This is a genomic window from Leifsonia shinshuensis, assembly GCF_022606355.1.
Classification (GTDB): domain Bacteria; phylum Actinomycetota; class Actinomycetes; order Actinomycetales; family Microbacteriaceae; genus Leifsonia; species Leifsonia shinshuensis_B.
This window is the reverse complement of record NZ_JAHHZQ010000002.1, coordinates 937,141-949,362: the sequence shown is the minus strand read 5'-3', so window position 1 is coordinate 949,362 and position 12,222 is coordinate 937,141. Positions and strand designations below refer to the sequence as shown.

9 protein-coding genes and 1 riboswitch are annotated in these 12,222 nt (G+C 72.0%); of the genes, 2 read left to right on the top strand and 7 right to left on the bottom strand.

The features are described from left to right. Window positions 1-56: 56 nt before the first annotated feature. Genes KNO15_RS11405 through KNO15_RS11390 form a run of 4 tightly spaced genes read right to left on the bottom strand, consistent with a single transcriptional unit; the run spans window position 57 to window position 3,495 of the window. The gene (locus tag KNO15_RS11405) at window positions 57-665 is read right to left on the bottom strand and encodes a response regulator transcription factor (protein ID WP_241703843.1); all 609 of its coding nucleotides are present in this window, start codon (window positions 663-665) and stop codon (window positions 57-59) included. Next, window positions 662-1,804, bottom strand: coding sequence for a sensor histidine kinase (locus KNO15_RS11400; protein WP_241703842.1), 1,143 nt, complete (start codon window positions 1,802-1,804; stop codon window positions 662-664). Before KNO15_RS11400 ends, KNO15_RS11405 begins: the two co-directional genes overlap by 4 nt. Before the next feature lie 27 nt (window positions 1,805-1,831). After that, window positions 1,832-2,575, bottom strand: coding sequence for an ABC transporter permease (locus KNO15_RS11395; RefSeq protein WP_241703841.1), 744 nt, complete (start codon window positions 2,573-2,575; stop codon window positions 1,832-1,834). Continuing rightward, window positions 2,572-3,495, bottom strand: coding sequence for an ABC transporter ATP-binding protein (locus tag KNO15_RS11390; protein WP_241703840.1), 924 nt, complete (start codon window positions 3,493-3,495; stop codon window positions 2,572-2,574). Before KNO15_RS11390 ends, KNO15_RS11395 begins: the two co-directional genes overlap by 4 nt. Before the next feature lie 114 nt (window positions 3,496-3,609). Then, window positions 3,610-3,788, top strand: a riboswitch (M-box (ykoK) riboswitch). 263 nt (window positions 3,789-4,051) lie between these two features. Here KNO15_RS11390 and mgtA point away from each other — a divergent pair. Beyond that, window positions 4,052-6,784: a magnesium-translocating P-type ATPase gene (mgtA, locus tag KNO15_RS11385; protein ID WP_241703839.1), complete on the top strand. Its 2,733-nt coding sequence runs from the start codon at window positions 4,052-4,054 to the stop codon at window positions 6,782-6,784. Window positions 6,785-6,794: 10 nt separating this feature from the next. After that, window positions 6,795-7,508: an MgtC/SapB family protein gene (locus KNO15_RS11380; protein ID WP_241703838.1), complete on the top strand. Its 714-nt coding sequence runs from the start codon at window positions 6,795-6,797 to the stop codon at window positions 7,506-7,508. A gap of 46 nt (window positions 7,509-7,554) precedes the next feature. Here KNO15_RS11380 and KNO15_RS11375 read toward each other — a convergent pair whose 3' ends face one another. The 3 genes from KNO15_RS11375 to KNO15_RS11365 form a co-directional block, all read right to left on the bottom strand. Continuing rightward, on the bottom strand, window positions 7,555-8,835 hold the full coding sequence (locus KNO15_RS11375; RefSeq protein WP_241703837.1) for a Calx-beta domain-containing protein: 1,281 nt from the start codon (window positions 8,833-8,835) through the stop codon (window positions 7,555-7,557). Between the two features lie 186 nt (window positions 8,836-9,021). Then, on the bottom strand, window positions 9,022-10,143 hold the full coding sequence (purM, locus tag KNO15_RS11370; protein ID WP_241703836.1) for a phosphoribosylformylglycinamidine cyclo-ligase: 1,122 nt from the start codon (window positions 10,141-10,143) through the stop codon (window positions 9,022-9,024). A 26-nt stretch (window positions 10,144-10,169) separates the two neighbouring features. After that, window positions 10,170-12,026 (bottom strand): putative Ig domain-containing protein, encoded by a 1,857-nt coding sequence (locus tag KNO15_RS11365; protein WP_241703835.1) that lies wholly within the window; start codon window positions 12,024-12,026, stop codon window positions 10,170-10,172. Between the last annotated feature and the right edge of the window lie 196 nt (window positions 12,027-12,222).

Genomic DNA, 12,222 nt, shown 5'->3' with positions numbered 1-12,222 from the left:
CATTCGTGCCACGAAACAGCGGATTCGTGACGAATGTCGACGCGCCGTAGGCGCTTCTACAGCCAACCCTGGCGCGTCGCGATCGCGACCGCTTCGGAGCGGTTGCGCGCTCCCGTCTTGCCGATCGCGCTCGACAGGTGGTTGCGCACGGTGCCGTCGCTGAGGTGCAGCCGGCGCGCGATGTCGGTGATCGTCCCGCCCTCCCCGGCCACCGCCAGCACCTCGGCCTCTCGCACCGTCAACGGGGAGGCGCCGGAGGCCAGCGACTCGGCGGCGAGCGCCGGGTCGACGACCCGCAGGCCCGAGGCGACCCGCCGCACCGCGTCGGCGAGCTGGCCCGACGGGGTGTCCTTGACGATGAAGCCCGCGGCACCGGCCTCCATCGCCCTGCGCAGGTAGCCCGGCCTCCCGAACGTGGTGACGATGAGCGAGCGGCACGACGGCAGCGCCGCCTGGAGCTGCGCCGCCACCTGGATGCCGTCGAGGCCCGGCATCTCGACGTCCAGGAGCGCGACATCAGCGGCGGACGAGCGCGCGGCGTCGATGACCTCGTCGCCGCGGCCGACCTGGGCCACGACCTCCAGGTCGGGCTCGAGGTCGAGGAGCGCAGCCAGCGCCCCGCGCACCAGCGCTTGGTCGTCGGCGAGCAGCAGGCGGATGGTCATGGCAGCCTCCGGACGGTCAGGAGGGTGCCGCCGCGCGGCCCGGCCTCCACGGTGAGCGCGGCCCCCGACTCCCCCGCTCGCGCCGCGAGGCCGGCGATGCCCGACCCGCGCACGAGGTCGCGGCGGTCGGAACCGAAGGGCGCGGGCCCGCGGCCGTCGTCCTCGATCCGCAGCGCCTCCGGCTCCACGGTGACCCAGCAGTTGCGCGAGCCGGAGTGCCGGATGACGTTCGTGACGCCCTCGCGCAGCACCCAGCCGAACAGCTCGCGGAGGTCGGGGGCGACCTCCTCGCCGTTGCGCGGGAGGTGCGCCTGGATGTCGGCCGCCGCCAGCCCGGCCTGCGCAGCGGCGAGTTCGGTGGACAGGCTCATCTCGCGGTAGCCGGCGACGGCCGCGCGGAGGTCGGCCAGCGCCGACCGGGTGAGCCGCTCGATGTCGGCGAGTTCCTCTTCCGCCCGGCCGGGGTCGACCGGGATGAGCCGGCGGGCCAGCTCCGACTTGACCGTCACGACGGTGAGCGAGTGGCCGAGCACGTCGTGCATGTCGCGCGAGAACCGCGCCCGCTCCTCCACGACGGCCAGGCGGGCGATCTCGCCCTGAGCCCTCCGCAGCCTCCGGAGGGCGTCGATCTGGCGGGCGAAGGCGCTCATCATGATGCCGATCGAGACGGTGATCAGCGCGATGTACCAGTTGTCGTCGAAAGTCCCCGTGAGCAGGAAGACGATCAGCTGCACGGCTCCCAGGCCCAGGATGATCGTGGTCGACACCCACGTGCGCGCTATCGCCATCCCGGCGGCGCAGGCGACGTAGACCCATGTCCAGAGGGTCGCGACGCCGATGAACGGGATGAGCGTGAGCGTCAGCGCGAAGTAGGCGAGCACGCCGATCAGCCGCGTGCGCTCGCCCTCCCACCAGAGCAGCGGAGGGAGGGCGAGGAAGCCGAGGTAGACGAGGGCGAGCAGCGCGGTCGCGACGATCTTCGTGGCGAGCGCCTCGGACGACGTCCAGAGGCCGCCGAGCACCGAGATCTGGTACAGGAGGCCGATCACCGCGCCCGGGTACCAACGGAACGCCGAGCGGTGCGTCAGCCGCGCCCACACCCCGACGGGCCGGTACTCGTCGACGTCGCTGCTGAACACGTCCCTACCCTAGCCAGCTTCGGCCGGTCAGCCGCGGGCCGCGTCACGGCGGTAGCGCCACACCACCAGCGCGCCGAGCACGACCGTCCAGGCCGCCAGCACCAGGGCCGGGGTGAGCGCATCACCGCTCTGCAGCGCTCCGAGCTGACCGACCCGGTTGAGCCAGTACGACGGCACGGCCTGCGCCACGTTCGCCACCCACGCGGGGAAGATCTGGAGAGGGACCCACAGTCCTCCCAGTACCGCCATGCCCATGAACACCGCCATGAACAGCGGCTGCGCGAACTCGGGCTTCGCGAACTGCCCGACCAGGATGCCGAGCAGGGCGAACGGCACGACGCCGCACCAGATGCCGAGGCAGGCCAGCAGCCAGCTCCCGATCGACAGGGCCGGGTGGTACAGCACCATCGACACCGTCACGATCACCACGATGCTGAACAGGGCCAGGGCGAGTGCCGCGACCAGCTTGGAGACGAGGTAGCCCGTCCCGCTGAGCGGGGTGATCCGCAGCTGCCGGTTCCAGCCGAGCGAGCGCTCTGTGACGATCGTGAAGGCCTGCGACAGGGCGGCCATCATGCCGCCGTACGCCGACACCTGGATGGTCGTGACGACGATCCAGGGGAGGTGGGTCACGGCATCCACCTGGCCCTGGCCTCCGAAGGTGCCGCCGAAGGCCAGCAGCATGACCAGCGGCACGGCGAGGGTGAAGATCATGGCCCGCATGTTCTTCAGCTGGCGGAGGGACTCGCGCCCCATGTAGGCGATGCTCATCGGATTGCTCCTTCCGGGTCGCGCTGGTCGGTCAGGGCGAGGAAGGCCTCGTCCATCGTGTGCGCGGTCACTTCGATGTCGTGCAGGTCGTCGTGCGCGGCCAGCAGCCCGCGCAGAGTGGCGTCGGAGTCGTCGCTGACGACGGTCAGCAGGCCGGCGCGGTATTCGACGGTGCGGACGCCGGGGAGGGCCGAGATCGCCGCGGAGGCGTCGCCCGTCCAGGCGAAGCCGGCGGTGGCGCGGATCCGGCGGCCGGACACGACCGCCTTCACCTCGGTGGGGGTGCCGTCGGCGACGATCCGTCCGCGGGCGAGCATGACGATGCGATCGGCGTAGGCGTCGGCCTCGTCGAGGTAGTGGGTGGCGAAGACGACCGTGCGACCCTCCGCGGTGAACTCCCGCATCGAGACCCAGAAGGTCCGCCTGGCCTCCACGTCCATCGCCGCGGTCGGCTCGTCGAGGAAGAGCAGGTCTGGATTGGACACGACCGCGACCGCGAAGCGCGCCCGCTGCATCTGACCGCCGGAGAGCTTGGCCACGCGCTGCTTGGCGATCTCCGTGCAGCGCGCCCGTTCGAGCGCCTCGGCGACGCTGAGCGGGTGCTTGTGCGCCGCGGCCACCAGGGCGACCGACTCGGCGACAGTGAGGGTCGGCAGGAGGGCACCGCCCTGCAGCATGGCGCCGACTCGGCCGTCGCGGATCGCGCGCCGGGGGTCGCCGCCGAAGAGCTCGGCAGTGCCGGCGGACGGCCGGGCGAGGCCGAGCGCGAGGTCGATCGTGGTGGACTTGCCCGCGCCGTTGGGGCCGAGGAGGGCGACGACCTCGCCCGGGCGGACGGTCAGGTCGACGCCGTCGACGGCGGTCGACGACCCGAAGGTCTTGCGCAGACCGGAGAGGCGGATGGCTGGTGTCTCTTTCACGTCTCCCAGCGTGGCGGCTCGCGGGCGGCGGCACGCAGGGCCTCCGTCAGGATCTGGGGGTGACATTCGTCATGTCGTTTGACATGAAATGTCAGGGGTCGGTATGGTTGCCCCGCAGCACTTCGTTAGGCGAGGCTCCTGCGCGAACACAGGCCACTGATCTCACGACGTCGAGAGACGCCCAAGATCAGGACAGGTCTCCCCGGATTAAGGGGTGACCCCAAGTGGCTTCCCACCGATCTGATCGGCGGGACACGTCGTGCAGTGCCGAAACTCTTACGTGGAAGTGACTTCGATGAGACACCGTGCCTCATGCTCCCACGTCTGCGGAATGCGTGCCGACCGTGAGGAGGTGACCCGATGAGCGACGGCGACAGTCGATCTCTCTGTGCTCGCGGGCCGGCTCCGACACGGTCCCTCTGATCGCGCGTTCTGCGTCTCGGTCGCTCTGCGTCTCCTCCTCGCGGGCATTCGTCCCCCTGCTCCATCACGCGACCCGGTCCGCCGTCACGGCGACCGGTGATCCGTCGCGCCCGAATCCGAGGAGACCCCTCTCATGCGCCCCTTCTTCCGCACCGATCTGGACACCCTGAACCCCGCCATCGCCGACAGCCGGCCGGCCCCTCGCAACGCGCGCGCTTCCACCGAAGCAGCCCGCCGCGGTGCCCTCCCCGAGGGCCAGCAGCGCCTCCTGGTGGAGGCCGCCCGCCTCCCGGCCGAGGCCACTCTCAAGTCCTTCTCCACCGACCTGGACGGCCTGACGGCCGACGCGGTCAAGAGCCGTCGCGCACGGTTCGGCGACAACGCGGTGGACCACGGCAAGCCCGCGCCCGCCGTGCTCCAGTTCCTCCGCACGTTCACGAACCCGTTCATCCTGATCCTGCTGTTCCTGGTCGTGGTCATGGTGTTCACGGACATCGTCTTCGCCGACCCGGCGGACGGCCCGGACTACACCGGAGTCGTCACCGTGAGCATCATGGTGCTCGTCAGCGCGACCCTGCGGTTCTGGCAGGAGTACCGCTCGTCCCGTGCGGCCGAGGAGCTGAAGGCGCTCGTGCGGACGACCACGGCCGTGACCCGCTCGGTGCACGGCACCCCGGTGACCTCCGAGATCCCGGTCGAGGACATCGTGCGCGGCGACATCGTGCAGCTGGCCGCCGGCGACATGATCCCGGCCGACCTGCGGATCGTGCGGGCGAAGGACCTCCAGATCAACCAGTCCATGCTCACCGGGGAGGCGCTGCCCGCCGAGAAGTCGGCCGCGCCCGACGTCGACGTGACGGAGCCGACGCTGCTCGACGCCCCGAACCTGGGCTTCATGGGCACCTCGGTCGTCTCGGGCTCCGGCACCGGCGTCGTGATCGGCACCGGCCGCTCGACCTCGTTCGGCAGCCTCTCGTCGGCGATCGTCGGCGCGCGGCCGGACACCGCGTTCGACATCGGCATCCGCAAGGTCACCAGGACCCTCATCCGCTTCATGCTGGTCATGGTCCCCATCGTGTTCGTCATCAACGGGATCACGAAGGACTGGACCACCGCCTTCCTGTTCGGGGTGACGACCGCTGTCGGCCTGACGCCGGAGATGCTCCCGCTGATCGTGACGGCGAACCTCGCCAAGGGCGCGCAGTTCATGGCGAAGCGCAAGGTCATCGTCAAGCGGCTCAACTCCATCCAGAACCTCGGCGCCATCGACATCCTCGCCACGGACAAGACCGGCACGCTCACCGAGGACCGCATCGTGCTCGAGCGCCATCTGAACACCACCGGCCGCTCCAGCGAGACCACGCTGGGCTACGCGGCCGCGAACGCGATGTTCCAGACCGGGCTGCGCAACCTCCTCGACGAGGCCGTCATCACGGCGGCCGGCCCGGACGAGCTGGACCGCATCCGCCGCGAGTGGACCCTGGTGGACGAGCTGACGTTCGACTTCGAGCGCCGGCGCCTGTCGGTGGTCGTCGACCGCGCGGACGCGCACGTGCTGATCACGAAGGGCGCGACCGAGGAGGTCCTCTGCGTCTGCCGGACGGAGCGGGTCGGCGGTGTCGATGTCGAGCTGACACCCGGCCGCCTGGCCGAGATCGACCAGCTGGTCGCCTCCCAGAACGAGCAGGGTCTGCGCGTGCTCGCGGTCGCCGTGCGGGAGTTCGACGACCGCGACCGCGACGAGTACACCCGCGACGACGAGGACGGCCTGACCCTGCTCGGGTTCCTCGCGTTCCTCGACCCGCCGAAGGCGAGTGCAGGGGCCGCGATCGCGAGCCTGCGCAAGCACGGGACGAATGTGAAGGTGATCACCGGCGACAACGCCCTGGTCGCCGCAGCGGTGTGCGGCAAGGTCGGGATCGACGCGGGCACCATCGTGCTCGGCCCCGAGACCGACGAGCTCAGCATCGAGGCGCTCGGCGAGCTCGCCGAGCAGACCACGGTGTTCGCCAAGGTCGCACCGGCGCAGAAGGCCCGGATCGTGGAGGCCATGCGGCAGCACGGCCACACCGTCGGGTACCTCGGCGACGGCATCAACGACGCCGCCGCCCTGCGCGCCGCCGACGTCGGGATCTCGGTCGACACCGCGGTGGACATCGCCAAGGAGTCGGCGGACATCATCCTGCTCGAGAAGGACCTCACCGTTCTCGAGGGCGGGGTGATCGAGGGCCGTCGTACCTTCGTCAACACGATGAAGTACATCAAGATGACCGCGTCGTCGAACTTCGGCAACATGTTCTCCGTCCTGGTCGCGAGCGCGCTGCTGCCGTTCATCCCGATGATCCCGATCGTGGTGCTCGTGCAGAACCTCGCCTACGACCTCTCGATGCTGACCCTGCCGTGGGACCGCGTGGACAAGGACGACCTCCGCACGCCGCGCGCGTGGGAGTCGAAGAGCCTCGCGAGCTTCATGATCCGGATCGGTCCGATCTCCTCGATCTTCGACATCACCACGTACGCGCTCATGTGGTTCGTCTTCCAGGCGAACAGCCCGGCCCACGCCGCGCTCTTCCAGTCCGGCTGGTTCATCGAGTCGATCATCTCCCAGACGCTGATCGTGCACATGCTGCGCACCAAGCGCCTGCCGTTCGTGCAGTCGCGGGCGAGCCTCCCCGTGCTGCTGGCGACCGGCGCGGTCTGCGTGTTCGGGCTCGTCCTGCCGTTCACCGGCTGGGGTCACAGCCTCGGGCTCGTGTCGCTGCCGTGGACCTACTTCCCCTGGCTGATCGCGACGCTCGCCGCCTACTGCGCGCTGACGCAGGCGCTCAAGACCGTCTTCATCCGCCGCTACGGCACCTGGATGTGAGGAGAGACCCGTGACCATCACATACGACATCGCACTCCGCGTGCTGCTCGCCGTCGGCTGCGGAGCCCTGATCGGGCTGGAGCGGCAGTGGCGGTCGCGCACCGCAGGCGTCCGCACGAACGCGCTCGTGAGCCTCGGGGCCGCGCTGTTCGTGGTGATGGGCGCGTTCAGCTTCCACGGTCCCGGCGCCGATCCCACCCGGGTCGCCGCCCAGATCGTCTCGGGCATCGGCTTCCTGGGCGCCGGCGTCATCATGAAGCAGGGTGCTTCGGTCTCCGGGCTGAACACCGCGGCGACGCTATGGGCGTCCGCGGCGGTGGGCGCTCTGGCCGGCGGCGGCCTCTACGCGGTCGCCGCCGGCGGGACGCTCATCGTCATGCTGGCGAACACACTCCTCCGCCCGCTCGGCCGCCTGCTCGACCGGAGGACCGGCAGCACGGGCAAGGAGACGCCGGAGGCGGACTACACGTTCGAGGTCCGCTGCCGGGTGCAGGCCGAAGCGGAAGTCCGCGCGCTCGTCTTCGACGCGGTGCACCGCCCCGGCTTCACCGTGCGTTCGATCACGGCGACGGACGAGCCGGACTCCGCGGTGCTCATCACCGCGGTGGTGCACAGCCCGGAACGCGACGACCAGGCGATCGAGGAGGCCCTCGCGGCGGTCGTGCTCGCCGACGCGGTGACGGCGGTGCGGTGGACGGCGGCCGAGCTGAGCGTCGTGGACTGAGCCGGGAGCGGGCGCGCCTCGAGCGGGTGCGTCGGGCGCGGGAGGATCAGGAGAAGGCGTCGCGCGAGCGGACCGCACGCACCAGGCCGATGACGCCGGCGATCCCTCCCGCGGTGACGAGCAGGGCGCCGAGCATCAGCAGGAAGTCCTGGCCGAGCGCCCCGGACGGCACGCCGGTCGGTGCCGTCGGGTCGGCCTCCGGCAGAGCGGAGGACGGCCCCGCGGCACTGCCTCCACTCGTCGAGGTCGCGCCGATTGCGGCGGGCGCGGCCGGCACCGCAGGGAGCGACACCGTCGCGACCCCCGCGGCGATCGGGATGGATGCCCGGGTCAGCAGCACGAAGAACCGAGACGCGGGCGCTCCTGCCTCCCGCGTGAGGAGCGGGACGGTTGCCGTGGCGCTGGACTGGCCGTCGGCGAAGGTGACGGTTCCCGCGGTCGCGAGGTAGTCCGTCCCTGCGATGGCCGTGCCGTCGCCCGTCGTGAACGCGGCGGTCGCCGGACCGACCGGGCTGGGGCGCGTGACCGTGACCAGGACGCTCCGGCTTCCGGCGACGACGCTGTCCACCGCTATCGTGAGCGGTCCGGAGGCCGGCGCGACCGTGAGCGCTGCGGTCGAGGTCGACGGCCGCAGCGACGATCCCGCGGCGGGGACGAACTGCGCGGTCACGGTGTGGTCGCCGATCGCCGGGGCCGGGAGGTCGACCCGCGCGACGCCGCCCGTCGCGACCGGGGCGACGGTGGGTGCTGCGCCGTCGACGGAGAACGCCACGGCGCCGGTCTCGGGCGCCCCGAGCAGGAAGCGCGAGACGACGGCGGTGATGCCGACGCGGCCGCCATCGGTCACGGTGGTGGGAGCGCTCAGGGTCACCGCGGTGGCGTCGGTGCAGGAGGGCACCGACGCGTCGATGGTGGCCGTCGCGCCGCCGATGGTCCAGGTGACGGCGGGCTCGGCGGCCGCGTCGAGGGTGAGCAGCCACACGCCGTGGTGCTCACCGGGGAGGAACGTCGAGGGCTGCCCGCGGTCGGCTGCTCCCGGACCGAGGTCGTTGTCGCCGGTGCCGGCCGGGACCTCCATCGCCGCCGCAGCCGTCGAGCGGTAGCCGAGGACGACCGTGCGCGAGGTGACCGCGCCGAGCGGCGCGTCCTGGATGCAGTCGACGACCGGGGTGAGCGGCGGAACAGGCGCGGGGGTGGGGGTGGGTGCTGTGGGCGTCACGGGTGTCGCGGACGCCGGCCCCGCGATCACACCGAGCGTCGCTGCGGCGGCGGATACGAGAATCCCGAGCGCGCATGCCAAACGAATGCTGGCATGCGGAGGGGTCACGCGGCCACTCTAGCGGCCGGCCGGCCCGATTCGCGCCTCCACGAAGGGGTCACGCCCTCCGGTCGGCCGACGAGGGGCACGTTGTTGTCACTTTCGGGGCGCGAAAGTGACAACAACGTGCCCTTCGGCGGCTCGGGGGCGGGTGTGAGAGGGAGTGGGCGCGGTGGGTGGGAAGGGGAGCGGGGCTCAGTTTGCGTAGGTGCCGACGAGGCGCACCGCGCCGCCGTCGACGCCCTTCGCGCCCTGCTCGAAGCCGGCGAGGTCGCGGGCCGCGGTGGAGACCGTGCCGACCGGCCAGGTCGGGATGCCGTCCGCGGTGATCGCAGCGGCGACCGCGCTCGCCGCCTCCGGTGCGACGACGGCGAACATGCCGATGCCGAGGTTCCAGGTTCCCTCCGACGACTCCAGCGTGCTGCCGGCGAGGTCGCTCAGCACCCGGAACACGGGGGTCGGCGACCAGCTGGATCGGTCGACCTCCACCCACGAGCCGACCGGGAGGACGCGCGCGAGGTTCGCCGCGATCCCGCCGCCGGTGACATGGCTGAGGGAGTGCACGGCGCCGCTCAGCGACGGCTCGTCGAGCACGCGCAGCAGGGGAGACGTGTACAGACGGGTGGGCTCGAGCAGGGCCTCCCCCACGACGCCGCCGAAGTCGTCCGAGCGGTCGTCGAAGCCGATGCCGCGCTGCGCGAGGATGTGCCGGACGAGCGAGAACCCGTTCGAGTGCAGGCCGGACGACGCCAGCGCCAGCACCACGTCGCCATCCCGCACGCGATCGGCGCCGAGCAGCCGGTCGGCCTCCACGGCGCCGACGGCCGCGCCCGCCACGTCGTAGTCGTCGGGCCCGAGCAGGCCGGGGTGCTCGGCGGTCTCGCCGCCGACCAGCGCCGTTCCCGTCGCCTCGCAGGCGCGCGCGATTCCCGCGACGATCGCCGCGATCCGCTCGGGGACGACCTTGCCGCACGCGATGTAGTCGGTCATGAACAGCGGGCGGGCACCCACGACGACGATGTCGTCGACGACCATGCCGACCAGGTCCTGCCCGATCGTGTCGTGCTTGTCGAGCGCCTGCGCGATCGCGACCTTCGTGCCGACACCGTCGGTGGAGGTCGCCAGCAGCGGACGGCGGAAGTCTTTCAGTGCCGACACGTCGAACATCCCGGCGAACCCGCCGACACCGCCCAGCACCTGCGGCCCCTGCGTGCGCGCGACGGCCGCCTTCATGAGCTCGACCGCGCGGTCGCCCGCCGCGGTGTCGACACCGGCGGCGGCGTAGGAGGAGGACGAGGATGCGGTGGGGTCGGTCACTGCTCCATGGTATCGGGCGCGCCCGGTCAGGAACGTGCCGCCCGACGCCGCCGGAGGGCCACCGCGGTGACACCCGAGACGAGAAGGAGCACGGCGATGCCGATCGGCGTCCCGAGGTCGCTTCCGGTCGCCGCCAGCGCGGCCGGCGCACTCGCCGCCGTGACCGTGAGCGCCGCGCTCGCGATCACGGTCGATCCCGACAGCAGCTGGACGGTGTGCGCGCCCGGTGCCACGGAGGCCGGGACCGTGGCGCTGAAGGAGAGGACGCCGCTCGCCGGGACGGTCGTGCTGCCGAGAACGATGGGGTCGGAGTGCAGGACGACCGAGTAGGTGCCCGGCTGCAGGTCGACGCCGGTCACGGTGAGCGCGCTTCCGCTGGTCACGCTCGCCGGGACCACGATGGCGGAGCTGTAGACCGCGATCGTGAAGGGGCCTCCCGTGGCGGTCGCGACAGGCGACGACGAATCGATGGCGAGCACCTGGAAGCCGCGGCTGCCCGCGGTGGTCGGTGTCCCCGTGATCGCGCCCGTGCTCCGGTCGAGGCTCAGGCCGCCAGGCAGGGAGCCGAGGACGGTGTAGGCGTAGGGCGACGTTCCTCCGGTCGCGGCGACAGACGCCGTATACGGCTGGCCGACGACCGCGGCGGGAAGCGACGACGTGAACTGCAGGGCCGGGGCGGAGACCGTGACCGTGACGGTCGCCGCCGGCGTGGTGCCGCTCGGCCCGTTCGCGACGTAGCTGAAGCTGTCGCTGCCGGAGAAACCGGGCGCGGGCGTGTACAGCAGATCCATCCCGCTGACCTGGGCCGTTCCGTGCGACGGCGTCGAGCCCAGCGAGATCCCCCACGCGTTGGTCACATCGACCGGGATGGTCACCGGAGTTCCGAACGCCGTGGTCGCCGACGTGCCGGCGGCCGTCGCCGTCGGGACCGTGTAGCGGAACGCGACGTAACCGTCGCCGGGGTTGGGCGACAGGGCGCTGGCGGTGACGCCCGCGATGCTCGCCAGATAGCCGGAGCCTCCGCCACCTGCGCCGGAGTCGCTCTCGAACCCGGAGGGGCCCGCGACGACGTCAGTGGTTCCGCCGGCACCGCCGGTGTATCCCGAACCGCCACTGCCACCGAGATATCCCGAGTACCCGCCGATGGCGAGGCTTATCACGCCAGCCGACACCGACGCGGGCCCCGACGACCCGGCCTGCCCGCCTTGGGCCGAAGACCCCGCGCCAGACGCGCCGGGGTCCGTCGCCCCGCCGACCGTCGTTCCGCCGCCGCCCGGAGCGCGCGAGCCGGGAACGGCGGCGTCGCCCGCCGAACCGTCGCCGACTGCTCCGGGCGACAGGGAGACACCGCCCGCGCCTCCAGCGGAACCGCCGGTCGGCAGACTCCACACGACGGCCCCGCCTCCTCCGCCTCCCGCCACGGCGATGAGGGAGTCCGCCGTCCCCACAGCGGAACCGCCGCCACCCGCGGACACGGTGGAGGCATCGGGTCGCGGCGAGCTGCCGCCGCCGACACCGCCGACCAGGTACGACAGAGTCTGCCCGGCGAAGCTGTCCGGGAGTGAGACCTGGCTCGCACCGCCCGAGCCTCCCGGGCTGCTCGGCGGAAGGGAGCCGGGGGCTCCCGCAGCCCCGACGACGAACACGCTGATGCCCGTGGCCGAGGCAGGGATGGTGACCGTGCCGGTGCCGACGGTGGAGAACGTGCGCGTGACGACCGTCGTCGTCGCGGCCTCCGCCGGGGTGACGACGGCGAAGGCGGACGCGGCAGCGATCGTCGCGGTGACGACCGCGAGGGCCGTAGCCCGGCCGGCGGAGCGCCGTGGCGACATCCGGCCGGCCCGCTCGATCGTCGTGCGTCCGGTCGTGATGCGCTCGGTCATTCCGGCCTCCCCGATCGGGCGACACGCCGCGACCCCGGCCATGCTATCGGCCTCGACGAGAGACGACCCGGCGGATCCGCAACAGGACCACCCCAGTTCGGGGCGGTGCCGCTCCTCCTTCCGGGCCGGGTCGCCGACGCTCAGCACGCGCTCGTACGTCGAGCTCGTACGTCGAGTGGGCTCAGCGAGCGGTGGC